Source organism: Bacillus thermotolerans, from assembly GCF_000812025.2.
GTDB classification, from domain to species: domain Bacteria; phylum Bacillota; class Bacilli; order Bacillales; family Domibacillaceae; genus Quasibacillus; species Quasibacillus thermotolerans.
This window is the reverse complement of sequence record NZ_JWJE02000012.1, coordinates 75,612-92,493: the sequence shown is the minus strand read 5'-3', so window position 1 is coordinate 92,493 and position 16,882 is coordinate 75,612. Positions and strand designations below refer to the sequence as shown.

Below are 16,882 nucleotides of genomic sequence, written 5' to 3'. Positions count from 1 at the left end.
AGGCTGTTTTCGTATAGATTGTTGCTTTCTTGACCAAACTTGTAGAAGGCTTGTATAATAGGGTTTAGGAGGCGTTCAGTATGTGGAAAGATGTATATGAAGATTTCAGCGATTTAACTAAATCAGAGCAGTTAGCGTTGTTTACCGCTATGAAACAGGATTTATTTCCAGAAGAACCAGACAAAATCACTAAATTGCTCAAAACCATTCGTGAGGCTCGGTTTGCTTCGGGTATGGCTTGTGTTCATTGTGGCAGTATGTCTGTGAAACGTAATGGTAAATATAGGTCAAGACAACGCTATCTATGTAAGGATTGTGGAAAGTCTTTCAATGATATGACTAATACTCCGTTTTCAGGCTCACGATACCCTGAAAAATGGGTAACATACATTGAACTAATGGTAGAAGGCTACACTCTACCCAAAATCGCTAAACGTCTACAAATACACATATCCACTGCATTTTATTGGAGACATAAAATCTTGAACGCATTAGGCAGTCTTGGATTTAATCAACTACAAGGGATAGTTGAAAGTGACGAAACCTTCTTTCGTGAGTCTTTAAAAGGTCGTGAAGTCTCACATAGGAAAGCAAAGAAGCGTGGAGAAAAGGACAAAAAGAGAGGAATTTCTAACTCTAAAATTGCTGTGGTAGTGGCACAAGACCGCAACGGAAACCTTATTGCTCGAAAAGCAGGAACGGGACGTGTTAAGGCTGAAGAAATTGATGATGTGATAGGTAAGCATATTCACCCGTCTGCTTTGTTATGTACAGATACTGCAACCAATTATAAGAGGTTTGCTAAACTCAAAGGTTTACTACACGAAACTGTCAATGAACGCCAAAAACAACGTGTCAAGAAAGGTATCTATCATATCCAACACGTAAATAACTCTCACAGCCGTCTGAAGGGATGGATGGAGCGTTTTCAAGGTGTAGCGACTAAATACTTGGATAACTACCTTTATTGGTTTCGTTGGCTTGATTTAAGCAAGGATTTAGCATTCGATAAACAGGTAGAGCGAATGCTTGTTTCAGCGTGTCAAAAGTCAAATTATAAAACTGTCCAGATGTTAAGGGGTGCATAAAAAAGACCTCTTCGCTGAGGTCTTTTTCAGAAATTAGTTCTTTTCAATTTCTGCTTAGTTTGCACTATGCAGTTCTCTAACTAAGACTTGGTTCAACTTCTTTTTGCACTTAACTAAATAGGATTCTCTACCAAGTTTGTTGGTATTAAAACTACCAATAGTTTTACGGACATTCTCGTTGTGAACGATTAGATTCTTATATTCTTCATTATTCAGATAGTCCTTGAACCATTGATGTTTCTTGAGTTTTTTTAAATTTTCACCTATATGCTCTCCCGTCACTATTTTTCGAAACGGAAAAAGTTGTATGAAAACAAGGAAAGCGAAGATGAACAAATAAAATAATGCTTTCAAACAATCCCTCCTCTATAAAAGTGTCTACAAGAAATACGTTTGAAAAGGTAAGAAGTTTCGTATTTCTTTATATATATTATAACAGAAGATTCAATTTATATTATTTCTATAAAAAACAACAAAGTTTGCGAAAACAGCCTTTGATTAAGTTGTCAGGGACTTCTCTTTCTTCTGTGGAACTGGACAGACACAATATGCTGGCAGATGCGGTTCGTGATATTGAGCGGATCGGGGATCATGCTGAAAACATCATTGAACTGGTCGATTATCAACAGGCAAACAAGGTGAAGATTACTGATCAGGCGATGGCTGATTTGGAAGAAATGTTCGCATTGACCACTTCATCTGTTAACGAAGCCATTAAAGCGCTAGACACGAACGACTTGGATCTAGCCCGTGAGGTAACGAAGAAAGAAGACTTAATTGATAAAATGGAAAGAAAACTGCGTAAACAGCATATCCTCCGTATGAATGAGGGAGTATGTTCGGGACAAGCGGGTATCGTCTTCGTGGATATTGTCAGCAACTTAGAGCGTATGGGAGACCATGCCGTTAACATTGCAGAAGCGATCCTCGGAATCAGGGATGCAGAATAAGCCATATATGAAACTTAGCGAATTCCTCTTATTCAAGAGAGGGATTCGCTTTTTTATATAGAAGAGGGAAGCCATTTTTTGCGAAATTTTGTAATGATGTATCCAGGAAGAAAGGCAGCACGACACTTAACAGAGTTTTCGCACATTACACAAGCATTATCATTGATTCGCTTCTTTATTTTTGTTACTCTTTATTTGCAAGTAGCAAAATACTTACATAGGGAGGAAATTTATCATGGCATTCCAATTACCTGAACTACCTTACGCATATGATGCATTAGAGCCTCATATTGACAAGGAAACAATGAACATTCACCACACAAAACATCACAACACGTACGTAACAAAGCTAAACGATGCTCTTCAAGGACAAGATGAGTTAGCTAACAAATCTGTTGAAGAAGTAATCGCTAACCTTGATGCGGTTCCAGAATCTATCCGTACAGCTGTGCGCAACAATGGCGGCGGACATGCGAACCACTCTTTATTCTGGCAATTGCTTTCTCCAAATGGCGGTGGCGAGCCAACTGGCGCGTTAGCGGATGCGATCAGCAGCAAATTTGGAAGCTTTGATAAATTTAAAGATGAATTCGCAGCAGCAGCTGCTGGCCGCTTTGGTTCTGGCTGGGCATGGCTTGTTGTGAACAACGGTGAGCTAGAGGTAACAAGCACGCCAAACCAAGACTCTCCAATCATGGAAGGCAAAACACCAGTCCTTGGCTTGGACGTTTGGGAGCATGCTTACTATCTGAACTATCAAAACCGTCGCCCTGATTACATCAATGCATTCTGGAATGTAGTAAACTGGGACGAAGTAGCTAAGCGCTACGACCAAGCAAAATAATACGCGAAACCGGACTTTTTAAAGGTCCGGTTTTTCTTTTTTTGCATAACTTCTTCTGCTTCTCCAAACGCTAAGTAAGGAGGAAGGGGGAAGTTCATTGTTGTTGTCCGTCCGAAAGATGTTTGGCCAGTTAGATTTGACGAGAGATTTAGGACTGCTGCTGTTTATCGGGGGATTGTATTCGTTAAGTGCAGCCTTATCCAACACATTCGTTAATATTTTTCTATGGAAGCAATCAGGCCAATTCATTGATTTGGCCATTTATAATTTAACAGCTGTTATTTTCCAGCCGCTGGCCTTCCTGGCTGCAGGCAAATGCGCAAAGAAGGTAGATCGTGTCATTGTTTTAAGGATGGGAGTTATCTTTCTCAGTGTTTTTTACTTAACCGTTCTGTTTATCGGCAGTCAAGCGTCGGATTGGCTTGTCTTGCTCGGAGCTTTGCTTGGGATCGGCTATGGCTTCTTCTGGTTAGCCTACAACGTATTAACATTTGAGATTACTGAGCCGGAGACAAGAGATTTCTTTAATGGATTTTTCGGATCACTCTTCTCAGCCGGAGGCATGATTGGCCCCATGCTGGCCGGTTTCATCATTAGCCGCTTCGCTTCTACCACAGGCTACTTCATTGTTTTCAGCTTATCGCTCAGCTGTTTTGTCATTGCTGTGATTTTGAGCCTGTTTCTTAAGCGTCGCCCAGCCCATGGGCAATTTCGGCTGCGGGCAGTGTGGAAGGAACGGCATACGTACGATGATTGGCGCCGCATATTAAACGCTCACTTTTTTCAAGGGCTTAGAGAGGGCGTTTTTGTGTTTATTATCTCTGTTTTTGTTTTTATTACCACAAACAGTGAGTTGGCACTTGGCACGTACGGGCTCGTATATTCAGGGATATCGTTCTTTAGCTACTTTCTTGCTGTAAGGCTCGTAAAGAAACCTTACAGGAAAAGGACAATTTTTCTTGGGGGAATGGTTTTGTTTTTGTCCTTGTTTATCCTCTTAACTGGGCTGACCTTTGCCAAGCTGTTAATATACGGAGCCATCATTGCTTTGGCTTACCCGTTTCTGTTAGTTCCCTACTCTTCCATGACCTATGATGTGATAGGAAAGAGCCGTCATGCAGCAGACCAGCGTGTAGAATATATGGTCGTTCGGGAGATTTTCGTCAATGCGGGAAGAATCGTTTCTATACTCGCATTTATTGTAGCCATTACATTGTTTGACGAAAAAGAAAGCATCCCGATTCTTTTAGTCGCATTAGAAGCGGGGCATACTTTGATTTACTTCTGCATTCGAAAAGTAAGCCTTCCAAAGACAAGAGACTTAGTGAACGGCTGATAAGTCTCTTGTTTTTTGGAGAGCTGTGTATAGAAAAAATATCCGGAGTTGTTTAAAATAGTAGGGAATGAATAATTTTTAATGGAGAGGGTAGTGACTAGTGAAAAAAACAAAGAGAAAAAAGAAAACTCGTGTTTCCATTCGGATGAACATGATGTTTTTCGTTGTCTTTTTGCTTTTTTCTGTTTTAATTTTCAGGCTGGGCATCGTACAGATTGTCCAAGGAGAAGATTATCAGCGAAAAATTGAGCGAACAGAAAACGTAACTGTCAATACGAGTGTGCCGCGTGGAAAAATTTATGATCGCGAAGGTCAGATTATCGTGGATAATGTGCCGCAAAACGCAATCACGTATACACGAAAAAAAGGAGCCTCCCAGGAAGAAATGCTGGAAACAGCCGCTAAGCTGGCGAAGCTGATCGAGAAGGAAACAGATCAGGTGACGGAACGAGACAAGAAAGATTTCTGGATCATGAAGAATGAAGAGGCTGCTAAAGCAAAAGTAACGGAAAAGGAATGGACACGCTATGAAGAGGGAGAGATTTCCGAGGACGATCTTTATCAGCTGCAGCTTGATCGGATTACGGAGGAAGAGCTGCAATCTTTATCCGCAGAGGAATTGGAAATATTAGCGATCTACCGGGAATTTACCTCGGGTTATGCGATGACTCCACAAATCGTAAAGAATAAAGGTGTCACACAAAAAGAGTATGCGCTCGTTAGTGAGAATCTCAGCTCTCTCCCTGGAGTGAATACGACAACGGACTGGGAGCGGGCGTATGCATATGATGAAACATTAAGAACCGTGCTTGGTAATATCTCTTCTTCCCGTGAAGGGCTTCCGAAAGAAATGATAGATTTCTATCTTTCTAGAGATTACAGCCGTAATGACCGGGTTGGCACGAGTTATATTGAGTACCAATATGAAGAAGTGCTGCGCGGCCAAAAAACAAAAGTGAAGAATGTGACGGATAAGTCTGGTAATATCCTGGATTCACAAATCATTCGTGAAGGACAGCGGGGGAATGATCTCATGCTGACCATCGATATGGACCTGCAGCTGGCTGTAGAGAAAATTATTGAGGAAGAGCTTTGGAGAGCAAAAAGCCAGCCGGGACACCCGCTTCTTGACCGGGCTTTTGTGACGATGATGGATCCAAACACGGGCGAAATACTGGCACTTGCAGGAAAGCAATATCATGTTAACGAAGATGGAAAAGCGGAGATGAGGGACTTCGCGCTCGGTAATATTACAACTTCTTATACGATGGGGTCCGTTGTAAAGGGTGCGACCGTATTGACGGGATTTATGGCAGATGCGATTGAGCCGGGGCATACCTTCATAGACGAACCAATCAAGCTTGCCGGCACTCCATCAAAAAGTTCCTGGTTTAACCGGGGCGGGGCGATGAGAGTGAACGACCATTATGCGCTAATGCGCTCTTCTAACGTATATATGTATAAAACAGCGATGAAGATTGGAAACACGGAATACCGTCCGAACATGTCATTAAGAATGGATGCACAGCAAGTCATCATGACAATGCGGCGTTACTTCGGACAATTTGGTTTAGGCGTCCGTACAGGCATTGATCTGCCAAACGAGCAGACCGGCTACCAGGGGAAAATCACGCAGCCTGGTCTTGTGCTGGACTACGCGATTGGACAGTTTGATACGTATACGCCACTGCAGCTTGCGCAGTACGTATCTACCATTGCCAATGGCGGAAATCGCATGAAGCCTCATATCGTTAAATCGATTCACGAACCAGCATCTGAAACAGGAAAGATTGGATCGCTTGTCGAAGATATTCATCCTCAAGTGTTAAACCGGCTGGATGCCACGGAAAGTGAAATCGAACGGGTACAGGAAGGCTTCCGAATGGTAATGGGAAGCTCGCAGGGAACGGCTGCCAGATACTTCGGTGGAGCCTCTTATCAGCCGGCCGGAAAAACGGGAACCGCTGAAGGTGTGTATGATGGACCGAAGAGGGAGGAGTATTTAGAAAGAGGAGAGTCTTTGCCAATGACATGGAATATTACCCTGGTTGGCTATGCTCCGTATGATAATCCCGAAGTGGCCTTCTCAGTTGTTGTTCCTTGGGCTTATCAGAGTAGTGCTTACTCCACTCCAATCAACAATACAATTGGTCGGAAAATACTAGACAAATACTTCGAGTTGAAGGAAGAGAGAATGGCAGCGGAAACTTCAGATATTATTATAGAACAAGAAATGCAGCTATCAGAAGAAGAAAAAAGAGATGAGGAAGAATAAAACAGCCCGCTTTCAAGCGGGCTGTTTTTTTATATAAAGATAGTTTGAAAGTATTAGGTCCTAAGGGTTGTTAATTATGTCAAATTTTGTCGTGAAGTGTAGAAAACAGTTTACAAAACATTAACATTCTATTAAAACCCTTTTAACAGTCATCCCTTAATCTAATTACTGTAAAGAAAAGCACGAAATAAAAAATCAAACAGTAATCAGGGGGAGTAACCGAGATGAGAAAAGTGAAGTTCTACGCAGGAGCAGCAGTCATGAGTACCGCTTTATTACTAGGAGCATGCGGCGGTGCTGAGACGGAAGGAAACAACAACAGTGCAAGCAGTGCTGAAAATGCTGGGGAGGAAAATCAGCAGCTTCAAGGGGAGATCCAAGTCGATGGTTCTTCAACTGTATTCCCAATCATGGAAGCTGTAGCTGAAGAATATATGATGGAACAGCCTGGTGTGAACGTGACAGTTGGCCAGTCAGGCACAGGCGGCGGATTTGAAAAGTTTGCTGCAGGCGAAACACACGTAAGCAATGCCTCTCGTCCTATTAAAGAGGAGGAGGTAAAGGCTCTTGAAGAAGCAGGTATTGATTTTACAGAATTTGAAGTGGCTTACGATGGTCTGTCTGTTGTAGTTAATAAAGAAAACGATTGGGTTGATCATTTAACAGTCGATGAGTTGAAAAAAATCTGGGTAGACAATGGAGAAACAAAGAAGTGGTCCGATATTCGTGAAGGCTGGCCGGACGAAGAAATCAAGCTCTATTCTCCAGGAACGGATTCAGGCACATATGATTACTTCAATGAAGTCATTTTAGAAGATGCTCAAATTGACAAGAATGCCGTTCTTTCTGAAGATGACAACGTATTAGTACAAGGCGTAACGGGCGATAAAAATGCACTTGGTTACTTCGGTTATGCTTATTACGCAGAAAATAAAGATAACTTGAAAGTTGTTCCAATTGATGGTGGAGAAGGTCCGGTAGAACCTACGAATGAAACAGTTGAGAGCGGTGAGTACTCTCCATTATCAAGACCATTGTTTGTATATGTATCTAACAAAGCAGTGGCAGAAGATGAAGCAGTGTATGATTACATGAAATTCATGATCGAAAATGCAGGTACACTCTCTGAAGAAGTTGGTTACGTAAGTCTTCCTGAAGAAGAGTATCAGTCCGCTTTAGAGAAATTAGAAGGATTGAAGAAATAATAAAAACTAGATAACAACACAAAGCGGAATACATCCATATTCCGCTTTGTGTGGGGGTTGAAAGGAGTTTTCATTTTGAAAACGAATGAGACAGAAAAATCCTCGATCCAAAGCATGCTCGATAAAAAATATAGAGATGGGCGTGCTGGACGAGGAGAGAAGATCATTCCAGTTCTTCTTTTCTTAATGGCAGCTGTTTCAGTAGCAACAACTATCGGGATTGTTTTGACGTTAATTATTGAGACGTTTTCTTTCTTTAAGCAAATACCAATTACAGAGTTTTTCACGGAAACAGAATGGTATCCATTCTCTGAAACACAGGCTACGTACGGCATACTTCCTCTGATTGTTGGAACGTTAAAAATCACCTTAATTGCAGGTGTAACTGCAATACCTATCGGACTTGCCGTAGCGATTTATTTAAGTGAGTATGCTTCTAGAAGAGTAACGAAAGTCATGAAGCCGGTACTAGAAGTATTAGCAGGGGTGCCAACGATCGTATACGGATTTTTTGCTTTAACATTCGTTACACCGCTTATTCGCTCTCTCTTTCCTTCGGTGGAAATGTTTAATGCCATTAGTCCAGGAATTGTAGTAGGGATTATGATCATTCCAACCGTTGTCTCTCTTTCGGTAGATGCTCTGTCATCTGTTCCTACTGCTGTACGCCAAGGTTCACTGGCGCTCGGTGCGACGAAATGGGAAACGACCTGGCGTGTCGCTATTCCAGCGGCCTTATCAGGAATTATTGCGTCAATTGTGTTAGCACTTTCTAGAGCAATCGGGGAAACGATGATTGTTTCTATTGCGGCAGGTTCAACACCTACAGCTTCTCTAGAGCTGACATCTTCCTTGCAGACAATGACATCTTACATTGTACAAGTAACGGGCGGAGACGCTGGATATGGCACAACGATTTATTACAGTATCTATGCTGTTGGTTTTACGCTATTCTTATTTACTCTCTTCATGAATATGCTGGCGCAGCGAATTTCTAAGAGATTCAGGGAGGCCTACTAACATGGAAAGCGCACAAAAAACTGTCCATACAGACGAGGTAGTCAAGAAGATTCCAACCCGCTTAGTGAAAAATAACATCTATAAAACTGTGTTTCTTTTGGCGACAGTTGTGACTTCCCTTGTGTTGATTGTCCTCCTTGCCCGAATTGTTTCACAGGGAGCTCCTTATCTTTCATGGGATTTCTTCCAGAACTTTGCGTCCAGGCGTCCGGAACAGGCCGGTATTAAAGCGGCCATCATCGGAACCATCTGGATGATGGCAGTTGTTATTCCTGTTTCCTTAATTTTAGGTGTAGGAACTGCTATTTACCTGGAGGAATACGCGAAGCGAAACCGTTTTACCAGCTTTATTCAGATGAATATTTCTAACCTTGCAGGGGTCCCATCAGTAGTATTCGGTTTACTCGGTTTAACGATTTTTGTAAGAATGTTCTTTTTCGGCAACAGCGTATTGGCTGCCGGTTTAACAATGAGTTTACTGATTCTTCCGGTCATTATTGTAGCTGCTCAGGAAGCGATCCGGGCTGTACCTAACGAATTAAGAGAAGCTTCTTATGGACTTGGTGCTTCAAAATGGCAAACCGTACTCCGTGTTGTACTGCCATCAGCATTAGCTGGCATCTTAACGGGAAGCATTCTTGCTTTTTCACGGGCGATTGGTGAAACAGCACCGTTAGTCGTTATCGGGATTCCGGCATTTGTGGCATTCCTTCCGACAAGCGTGTTTGACCAGTTTACCGCTCTTCCTATGCAGATTTATAACTGGACTAGCAGACCTCAGGAAGAGTTTCACTTTCTGGCAGCTGCTGGCATCATTGTTCTGTTAGTTATTTTGATTCTGATGAACTCGGTAGCTATATGGATCCGTAACCGTTTCGAGAAGAAATATTAAAGCTGAAAGATAAATGAGGAGGAAATAAAATGGCTTTAGCAGTAGTAGAAAGACGTGTAGATAATCCAGTCGAGCAGCCCAGTGTAGAACGTCCGGTCGTTTACAATACAAGCGGATGCAATCTTTGGTATGGTGATCACCATGCATTGAAGAATATTAATCTTGAAATGCGTGAGAAAGAAGTAACAGCTATTATTGGCCCTTCAGGCTGCGGAAAGTCCACCTATATTAAGACGTTGAACCGAATGATTGATCTTGTTCCTAATGTAAGAACGTCCGGGACAATTGAGTATCGTGGAAGAGACATTTTCAGCAAAGAGTTTCGTGTAGAAGAACTTCGTACAAGAGTCGGCATGGTTTTCCAGAAGCCAAATCCGTTTCCAAAGTCAATTTTTGAAAATGTGGCTTTCAGCTTAAGAATTCATGGTATTAAAAATAAAAAGCTCGTTCATGAAAGAGTAGAAAAAAGCTTGCGTCAAGCAGCTATCTGGGATGAAGTGAAAGATCGTCTTCATGAAAATGCTTATGGCTTATCGGGCGGTCAGCAGCAGCGCTTATGTATTGCCCGCAGTTTAGCCCTTGAGCCAGATGTATTGTTAATGGATGAGCCTACTTCTGCCCTTGACCCGGTCTCTACATTAAAGGTAGAAGAGCTTGTGCATGAATTAAAAGAAAAGTATTCCATCATTATTGTTACTCATAACATGCAGCAGGCGGCTCGTATCTCGGATAAAACAGCTTTCTTCTTAAATGGAGAAGTAGTTGAATATGATACAACAGATAAAATCTTCAATCGCCCATCTGATAGCCGTACAGAAGATTACATTTCAGGAAGATTTGGCTGATTCAAACTTGGACTGAATGGTAAAAGGGAGGCTAATTTCATTAGTCTCCCTTTTACTACGTTTTTTACTGCGTGAAGATGATCTTTTTCCATTTAGAAGGAATGCGGGAAGGGAAATGATCAAATAACAGAAGAACGGCAAAAACACACTAGCATTTACAAAAGAAAAGTGCTATTATAGAAAAGTCGTAAACAAGATACACATGTATTGAAAAGTTTGGAGGGAAAAAGATGCGCGTAAACATTACACTAGCTTGCACAGAGTGCGGTGATCGTAATTATATCTCAAATAAAAACAAGCGTAACAACCCAGATCGTCTGGAACTTAAAAAATATTGCTCTAGAGAAAAACGTGTAACTTTACACCGTGAAACAAAGTAAGCAGCGGGGATTTATTCCTGCTGTTTTTTTATAGGCAAATTTCGCTTTGCCCTCTTCTTGGGAGTCTGTTTTATGCCATCCTCCTTTTGAAGAGACTTGAACTGCAGTTTATACATAAAAGGTGTCTAATTCCTTCATAAGGAAGGGAATAATGTAAAGAATAAGTAAACTGAGGGATGTACATGAATAAGAAGCTGACAAGACAAACGATGAAAGAAAGCCTGTCTAAGCTGGACCGTCTCAGTTATGAGCAGTTTTCCTTTCAAATTGCTCAACGTTTATACGGGCTTAAAGTATGGGAAGAAGCTCAAACAGTGGCTGTTACTGTTTCTAATGTCCCGGAGGTGGACACGTGGCAGATTATCCGGCAGGGGTGGCTGGAGGGAAAGAGAATGGTCGTTCCCAAGTGTGTACCAGCTTCAAGAAAAATGGATTTCTACGAGCTGACTTCTTTCACAGAGCTTGAGAATATTTATGCAAACTTATATGAACCTGAACCGGTCCGTACAAATCTCGTTCCGCGTGAAGAGATGGACTTTGTTCTTGTTCCGGGACTTGCGTTCAGCCGCTCGGGCCACCGCCTTGGCTTTGGAGGCGGCTACTATGACTGCTTTTTGTCAGGTTATACAGGAAAAATGGCTGCCCTTGCTTTCTCGATGCAGCTGCTGGAGGATATCCCGAAAGAGCCGCACGACCTGCCGGTGAATACGATCATAACGGAAAAGGAAGTCATTAGTTGCTCCTGACTTAGGTAAGCAAAGGGCGGCAGAATCTTTATTTTGATAGTAGGGTGGTTTGCTTTACACCCTGCTTTGGCTTTCGATATAGTTAACAAAAGGGTGAAAAAGAGGGTAAAGGCAGGGATGAGATGGATTCTTATGGAAACAGCTTGTTTTGGAAGATGGCCTACTTTTTAATCGTGGAACAAGATTATCAAATTATCCAAATGCGTGAACAACGGAGAGAGATGCTGCTTGAGAACCTATCGAACAAGCTGGCACCTGTTATTCGGCTGACTGCCAATGAATTAAATTGGGGTTCACTCGTCAGGAAGGATATTGAGCGCGTGTCATTAATAGGAGAAAGCCTGCGCAAACAGCTGGGCAGGCGCCGACTGACCGTTATCAATATGTACATTTCTCCTTATCCGCCTGTGGATGAGTATGAAACGTACATAGATGAACCCTTCTACTTTCCTAAAGGCAAGAAGACAAGAGTGGACTCACTGCTTATTGTTAAGGACGAGCTGGCTGAAGCAAGGCAGTCGCTAGATCAGTTGTTTCCTGAAGAAATAGACGCTGACTTTTTTAATGAAGCAACCGAAGAAGAGACAGCTGCTTACCATAGGGCGGCACTGGCCCATTCTCTAAAAAGAAGTGAAGAGGAAAAGAAAGTATTTGAGTTCTCCACGCCTTTCTTTTCCCACGCATTCATTGCCATTCAAGTACTTGTCTTTCTTCTGCTGGAAGTAAGCGGAGGCAGCACAAACTCGCTTAATTTGATTCGATTCGGAGCGAAATTCAACCCGCTCATTTTAGAGGGAGAATGGTGGCGCTTCTTTACACCTATCTTTTTGCATATCGGGTTTTTGCATCTTTTGATGAATACCTTTGCTCTTTACTTCCTTGGTACAGCTGTTGAGCGTATCTTTGGCCGATTCCGCTTTCTTCTCATTTATTTGTTTTCAGGATTTGTCGGTACGCTTGCAAGCTTTGTTATGAATGACAGTCTGTCTGCAGGAGCGAGCGGAGCAATCTTTGGCTGCTTTGGTGCTCTGCTGTACTTTGGTGTGGTCTATCCGCGTCTGTTCTTTCGAACGATGGGCATGAATATTATTATCCTTATTGTGATTAACCTGGTATTTGGTTTTACGGTTCCAGGGATTGATAATGCAGGTCATATTGGCGGATTGATTGGTGGCTTTTTAGCGGCGGGCGTAGTGAATTTGCCCGCAAAGAAAAAGAGAGCACTCCAGCTGGCTTTCTTATTAGGAGCTGTTGCTTTATCAGCTGGAGGCTTGTATTTAGGTTATTCTCAATAGCAGCAGCTGTCTATAGGCAGAATACAGCTAATAAGGAGGTCTTGGTCAATCAGCATGAATACAATGTGGGATGTACAGCAGCTGTTGAAGCGTTTCGGCATTTTTGTTTATGTAGGAAACCGGCTAGCCGACTTGGAGTTAATGGAGAGAGAAATAAGAGATTTGTATGAGCTGCAGCTGATAGATGTTAAAGACTTTCAATTGGCGATCCTCGTATTAAGGAGAGAGCAGCAGCTGGAGAGGGAAAAGAATACCTCCTCTCAGTAAGAAAGTAAAGGCGGACCAATGAGCTTATTCGTTTCGGGCGAATAAGCTCATTTTATTTTAGACAATATTTTTAAGGACCCATCTGTAAATAAATGAAACTACTTCAGGGCACGGCCGTATGATAAGAAAAATACCCTCTTGTGAACAGTCTATTATTCTACAAAACCTTTGCTTTTTCTTGTTTGCTTTTTTGTAAAAAAAGTATTAAGATTACCTATGATGTTTTTACAAAAAACTTATATAAAAAGATGTTTATGATGTTGTATGGTATGAGCGGTATTAAGGGGGTAATGGAATGAAGGGAGCTTTACGCAACAACGTATCTTTGATCGCTGTTGCCGTTTTGTTCTTATGGATTAAAACGTATATTGTTTATCAGACGAGCTTTAATATTGACATTGAAAACACATTGCAGGCATTCATCTTATTTATTAACCCGTTAAGCTTTATTATGCTTGCAATGGGAATCAGCGTATTCTTTAAAAGTGAAAAAGGTAAAAAGCGTTACATTATGATTACGAGCTTTTTGCTCACTTTCCTGCTTTACGCAAATGTCGTATTTTATCGCTTCTTTAATGACTTTATTACCGTGCCGCTATTGTTTCAAACAAGTAACTTTGCAGATTTAGGGAACAGTGTAACAGAAGAATTTAAATGGTACGATATTCTTTACTTTGCTGACCTTATCTTATTAGCAGTCCTGTTAAAAGTAAAGCCTAAGTTCATTAACTTTGGCTCCATGTCGAAGATGAACACTCGGGCTTACTTCTTAAGCGCAGTCGCTGTGTTTTTCTTAAACCTTGGATTAGCAGAAGTAGAGCGCCCTCAGCTTTTAACTAGAACGTTTGACCGCGAAATGCTTGTGAAAAATATTGGTACATTTAATTATCATGTGTATGATGTACTGCTTCAATCGAAATCATCTGCTCAGCGAGCACTTGCTGATGGCAGCGAGCTTGCTGACATTGAAAACTATTCAGCTGCCAACTATGCCGAGCCGAATGATGAATACTTCGGTATTGCGAAAGGCAAGAACTTAATTATGGTATCGGTCGAATCTACTCAGCAATTCGTCATGAATAATACAGTAAATGGCCAGGAGATTACGCCATTCTTAAATGAGTTTGCAAAGAAAAGCTTATATTTCCCTAACTTCTATCACCAAACAGGCCAAGGTAAAACATCGGACGCAGAGTTTCTCGTAGAGAATTCACTTTATCCGCTGAGCCGAGGCGCGGTTTTCTTTACGCATTCCGGCAATGAGTATGATTCTTTAGCAGAGAAGCTTGATGAAAATGGCTATTTTTCCAATGCCATGCATGCAAATAATAAGAGCTTCTGGAACCGGGACATTATGTACAAGTCTTTAGGGTATGAGCGCTTCTATGAAGTGGGTGACTATGACGTAAATGAAGAGAACAGTGTAAACTGGGGAATGAAGGATATCCCGTTCTTCGAGCAGTCGGCAGCGCATATGAAAGAAATGCCTAAGCCATTCTACTCTAAAATGATTACACTGACGAATCACCATCCTTTTTATTATGACGAGGAAGACAAGTTCATCGATGAATTCAACTCAAAGAGCGGTACACTAAACCGCTACTTTGTGACTGTCCGCTATACGGATGAGGCACTGAAACAGTTTGTGGAGGATTTGAAGGCTTCCGGGCTTTATGAAAACTCTGTGATTGTTCTCTACGGCGACCATTACGGTATTTCAGAGAATCACAATGAGGCAATGGCTCAATATCTGGGCAAGGAAGTAACACCGTTCGTCTCTGCTCAGCTGCAAAAGGTGCCATTCATGATTCATATTCCTGGCGTAGAAGGTAAAGTCATCGATAAAGTAGGCGGACAAATCGATGTTCGGCCAACACTGCTTCATTTATTTGGCATCGATACAAAAGATGATGTACAGTTCGGGCAGGATTTGCTCTCTGAAGAACATGAAGACTTTGTAGCCTTCCGTGATGGCCGTTTCATAACGAAGGATTATGTATATGCGGATAATAAGTGCTGGGATAAAGCAACAGAACAGCCAACTGAAAAAAGCTACTGCTCACCATACCTTGAAAAAACAGCAACAGAATTAAACTATTCTGACCGCATCATCTACGGTGACCTTCTTCGCTTTTACGATCCAGACGCAGCAAAGAAGCAGCCTGATGCGCAATGAAAAAAGCCTGCCGAATCCGGCAGGCTTTTTTTGCTTCGTATATAAATAAACCGCCTCCGCTATGCAGCGGAGGCGGTTTATTTAAAAGCACGAGCGCAAGTCACCTAAGCTCAGTTGCGTTCAAAGGTGTCAGATCACTTAATGGCCGCCAGGATAACCGTGGTTAATAACGGTCATAACAGTGAACCAGCCAAATACAGCTAATGTTCCAAGCCCGAACACAATACCTAAGATGTTTTTGTTTTTCAATGCGCTGATTGAGCTGAATATGGCAAGGATAGTGACAAGTCCAAAGATAACTACTAAGCCGTACATAAATCCAACCCCTTTCTTCCATCACTCGATATAGCCTGAATAAAGACGACTACTATGTAAAATCAGTACATATTCAACACTATTTTATAGTTTTTCTTTACCTTTGTCGAGCTGAAAAGTCATTGTTCTTTAAAAAGATATCCAACATTGGTACGATAAAGGTAATTTATTTAAAAGAAAGGTGTGCAGAGAATAGATGGATTGGACACAGTTGCCGTTGGGACTGCTGCAAACGAATTGCTACATATTATCCAATGATGAGAAGGAGTGCATTATTTTTGACCCGGGGGCAGAGGGAGAAAGCCTCGTAGCTTGGCTGAAGCAAAATGGCTTAAAGCCTCTGGCAGTGTTATTGACGCATGCTCATTTTGACCATATTGGCGCCGTCGAGCAAGTAAGACAAGAATTTCATATTCCGGTCTATTTGCATAAAGAGGAAGAAGAGTGGATGGAAAATCCTGCTTTGAACGGGTCTGCCCGATTTGAACTAGGAGAAGTGAAGGCGCGCGCTGCTGACCACCTTCTGACTAATGAAGCTGAATTAACGATTGGCAGCTTTTCCTTCCGGTTATTCCACACCCCGGGCCATTCGCCTGGAAGCATCTCGTACTTTTTTGAAGAAGGGAATGTGGTGTTCGCTGGGGACACGTTATTTATGGGAAGCATTGGTCGCACGGATTTAAGGGGCGGCAACCATGAACAGCTGTTAAAGAGCATTCATAATCACTTATTAAGCTTGCCTGAGGAAGTGATTGTTTTGCCAGGACATGGTCCGGCCACAACGATTGGTGATGAAATGGACAGTAACCCATTTTTAAACGGATTTTGATCAAGACAGGGTGCTTGATAAGCTGGAGGGATTCGGTTTACCAAGCATCCTGTTTGTTTATTGCCGGAAACCCACAAAAAAACCGGCTGCTGTTGAGCCGGCTGATCAAGCCATCTATTAATGGCCAATGCTTGGAGTTACCATGAAGGTAGTCCAGTAGGTAAACCCACAAAAGAATACAGTTAAATACGCTGCGAAAAGATAGATATACATACGTTCAGTTAAATTTAAAAAGCCTACAATCAAAAAGAATCCTGTTTGCGCAAGGAAAAGCATAGCTGTTTTATCCATATCACCAAGATAGAACATGACAGCGAAAATGCCTGTCCAGAAAGCCAGTACGCGGAACATGCGGTCCATTATGTATCCCTCCTTTGTTCATAACTCCATCAATATCTTATTATAATGGAACGGTCACA

18 protein-coding genes and 1 pseudogene are annotated in these 16,882 nt (G+C 42.0%); 16 read left to right on the top strand and 3 right to left on the bottom strand.

Going from position 1 to position 16,882, the window contains the following annotated elements; translation table 11 throughout:
- Window positions 1-80 precede the first annotated feature (80 nt).
- A complete protein-coding gene (locus tag QY97_RS06985) occupies window positions 81-1,088 on the top strand; it encodes an IS1595-like element ISBath1 family transposase (protein WP_039235659.1) in 1,008 nt (335 codons plus the stop codon).
- A 54-nt stretch (window positions 1,089-1,142) separates the two neighbouring features.
- Here the strand turns inward: QY97_RS06985 and QY97_RS06980 are convergent, their stop codons facing one another.
- Complete coding sequence (locus QY97_RS06980) at window positions 1,143-1,442, bottom strand: hypothetical protein (RefSeq protein ID WP_052717167.1); 300 nt, start codon at window positions 1,440-1,442, stop codon at window positions 1,143-1,145.
- 140 nt (window positions 1,443-1,582) lie between these two features.
- On the opposite strand from QY97_RS06980, the pseudogene QY97_RS06975 reads away from it, so the two are divergent.
- The 14 genes and pseudogenes from QY97_RS06975 to QY97_RS06920 all read left to right on the top strand — a co-directional run.
- Window positions 1,583-2,038: pseudogene (locus tag QY97_RS06975) on the top strand (DUF47 family protein); the annotation flags it as partial.
- Between the two features lie 78 nt (window positions 2,039-2,116).
- The gene (locus QY97_RS20620) at window positions 2,117-2,293 is read left to right on the top strand and encodes a hypothetical protein (protein WP_166701679.1); all 177 of its coding nucleotides are present in this window, start codon (window positions 2,117-2,119) and stop codon (window positions 2,291-2,293) included.
- The gene (gene sodA, locus QY97_RS06970) at window positions 2,274-2,882 is read left to right on the top strand and encodes a superoxide dismutase SodA (RefSeq protein ID WP_039233833.1); all 609 of its coding nucleotides are present in this window, start codon (window positions 2,274-2,276) and stop codon (window positions 2,880-2,882) included. Before QY97_RS20620 ends, sodA begins: the two co-directional genes overlap by 20 nt.
- 100 nt (window positions 2,883-2,982) lie before the next feature.
- Complete coding sequence (locus QY97_RS06965) at window positions 2,983-4,218, top strand: MFS transporter (protein ID WP_099098542.1); 1,236 nt, start codon at window positions 2,983-2,985, stop codon at window positions 4,216-4,218.
- Between the two features lie 145 nt (window positions 4,219-4,363).
- A complete protein-coding gene (locus QY97_RS06960) occupies window positions 4,364-6,493 on the top strand; it encodes a peptidoglycan D,D-transpeptidase FtsI family protein (protein WP_456297780.1) in 2,130 nt (709 codons plus the stop codon).
- Window positions 6,494-6,717: 224 nt separating this feature from the next.
- Complete coding sequence (locus QY97_RS06955; protein ID WP_039233827.1) at window positions 6,718-7,698, top strand: PstS family phosphate ABC transporter substrate-binding protein; 981 nt, start codon at window positions 6,718-6,720, stop codon at window positions 7,696-7,698.
- 75 nt (window positions 7,699-7,773) lie between these two features.
- Window positions 7,774-8,718 (top strand): phosphate ABC transporter permease subunit PstC, encoded by a 945-nt coding sequence (gene pstC / locus QY97_RS06950; protein ID WP_408606252.1) that lies wholly within the window; start codon window positions 7,774-7,776, stop codon window positions 8,716-8,718.
- A 1-nt stretch (window position 8,719) separates the two neighbouring features.
- The gene (gene pstA / locus QY97_RS06945) at window positions 8,720-9,610 is read left to right on the top strand and encodes a phosphate ABC transporter permease PstA (protein ID WP_039233824.1); all 891 of its coding nucleotides are present in this window, start codon (window positions 8,720-8,722) and stop codon (window positions 9,608-9,610) included.
- 29 nt (window positions 9,611-9,639) lie between these two features.
- Window positions 9,640-10,455, top strand: coding sequence for a phosphate ABC transporter ATP-binding protein PstB (gene pstB, locus QY97_RS06940; RefSeq protein ID WP_039233821.1), 816 nt, complete (start codon window positions 9,640-9,642; stop codon window positions 10,453-10,455).
- A 230-nt stretch (window positions 10,456-10,685) separates the two neighbouring features.
- A complete protein-coding gene (gene rpmG, locus QY97_RS19880) occupies window positions 10,686-10,835 on the top strand; it encodes a 50S ribosomal protein L33 (protein WP_082090033.1) in 150 nt (49 codons plus the stop codon).
- Between the two features lie 182 nt (window positions 10,836-11,017).
- Window positions 11,018-11,581 carry a 5-formyltetrahydrofolate cyclo-ligase gene (locus QY97_RS06935; RefSeq protein ID WP_083965820.1) on the top strand — a complete coding sequence of 188 codons (564 nt, stop codon included), beginning with the start codon at window positions 11,018-11,020 and terminating at the stop codon, window positions 11,579-11,581.
- Between the two features lie 122 nt (window positions 11,582-11,703).
- Window positions 11,704-12,876 (top strand): rhomboid family intramembrane serine protease, encoded by a 1,173-nt coding sequence (locus QY97_RS06930; RefSeq protein WP_039233815.1) that lies wholly within the window; start codon window positions 11,704-11,706, stop codon window positions 12,874-12,876.
- 54 nt (window positions 12,877-12,930) lie between these two features.
- Window positions 12,931-13,143 (top strand): YqgQ family protein, encoded by a 213-nt coding sequence (locus tag QY97_RS06925; RefSeq protein ID WP_039233812.1) that lies wholly within the window; start codon window positions 12,931-12,933, stop codon window positions 13,141-13,143.
- A 295-nt stretch (window positions 13,144-13,438) separates the two neighbouring features.
- Window positions 13,439-15,319: an LTA synthase family protein gene (locus QY97_RS06920; RefSeq protein WP_039233809.1), complete on the top strand. Its 1,881-nt coding sequence runs from the start codon at window positions 13,439-13,441 to the stop codon at window positions 15,317-15,319.
- A 138-nt stretch (window positions 15,320-15,457) separates the two neighbouring features.
- Here QY97_RS06920 and QY97_RS19875 read toward each other — a convergent pair whose 3' ends face one another.
- On the bottom strand, window positions 15,458-15,634 hold the full coding sequence (locus QY97_RS19875) for a DUF2759 domain-containing protein (protein WP_039233806.1): 177 nt from the start codon (window positions 15,632-15,634) through the stop codon (window positions 15,458-15,460).
- 196 nt (window positions 15,635-15,830) lie between these two features.
- Between QY97_RS19875 and QY97_RS06910 the strand changes: the two genes are divergently transcribed.
- Window positions 15,831-16,463 carry an MBL fold metallo-hydrolase gene (locus QY97_RS06910; protein WP_039233803.1) on the top strand — a complete coding sequence of 211 codons (633 nt, stop codon included), beginning with the start codon at window positions 15,831-15,833 and terminating at the stop codon, window positions 16,461-16,463.
- A 117-nt stretch (window positions 16,464-16,580) separates the two neighbouring features.
- Here the strand turns inward: QY97_RS06910 and QY97_RS06905 are convergent, their stop codons facing one another.
- Window positions 16,581-16,823, bottom strand: coding sequence for a DUF2626 domain-containing protein (locus QY97_RS06905; RefSeq protein WP_039233802.1), 243 nt, complete (start codon window positions 16,821-16,823; stop codon window positions 16,581-16,583).
- Window positions 16,824-16,882 lie beyond the last annotated feature (59 nt).

Coding starts and splice junctions, on each gene's coding strand:
- QY97_RS06960 (WP_456297780.1), top strand. CDS start 4,364: ATGAACATGATGTTTTTCGTTGTCTTTTTGCTTTTTTCTGTTTTAATT.
- QY97_RS06935 (WP_083965820.1), top strand. CDS start 11,018: ATGAATAAGAAGCTGACAAGACAAACGATGAAAGAAAGCCTGTCTAAG.
- pstA (WP_039233824.1), top strand. CDS start 8,720: ATGGAAAGCGCACAAAAAACTGTCCATACAGACGAGGTAGTCAAGAAG.
- QY97_RS06930 (WP_039233815.1), top strand. CDS start 11,704: ATGGATTCTTATGGAAACAGCTTGTTTTGGAAGATGGCCTACTTTTTA.
- QY97_RS06920 (WP_039233809.1), top strand. CDS start 13,439: ATGAAGGGAGCTTTACGCAACAACGTATCTTTGATCGCTGTTGCCGTT.
- QY97_RS06955 (WP_039233827.1), top strand. CDS start 6,718: ATGAGAAAAGTGAAGTTCTACGCAGGAGCAGCAGTCATGAGTACCGCT.
- sodA (WP_039233833.1), top strand. CDS start 2,274: ATGGCATTCCAATTACCTGAACTACCTTACGCATATGATGCATTAGAG.
- pstB (WP_039233821.1), top strand. CDS start 9,640: ATGGCTTTAGCAGTAGTAGAAAGACGTGTAGATAATCCAGTCGAGCAG.
- QY97_RS06925 (WP_039233812.1), top strand. CDS start 12,931: ATGAATACAATGTGGGATGTACAGCAGCTGTTGAAGCGTTTCGGCATT.
- QY97_RS06905 (WP_039233802.1), bottom strand. CDS start 16,823: ATGGACCGCATGTTCCGCGTACTGGCTTTCTGGACAGGCATTTTCGCT.
- QY97_RS06910 (WP_039233803.1), top strand. CDS start 15,831: ATGGATTGGACACAGTTGCCGTTGGGACTGCTGCAAACGAATTGCTAC.
- rpmG (WP_082090033.1), top strand. CDS start 10,686: ATGCGCGTAAACATTACACTAGCTTGCACAGAGTGCGGTGATCGTAAT.
- QY97_RS06985 (WP_039235659.1), top strand. CDS start 81: ATGTGGAAAGATGTATATGAAGATTTCAGCGATTTAACTAAATCAGAG.
- QY97_RS19875 (WP_039233806.1), bottom strand. CDS start 15,634: ATGTACGGCTTAGTAGTTATCTTTGGACTTGTCACTATCCTTGCCATA.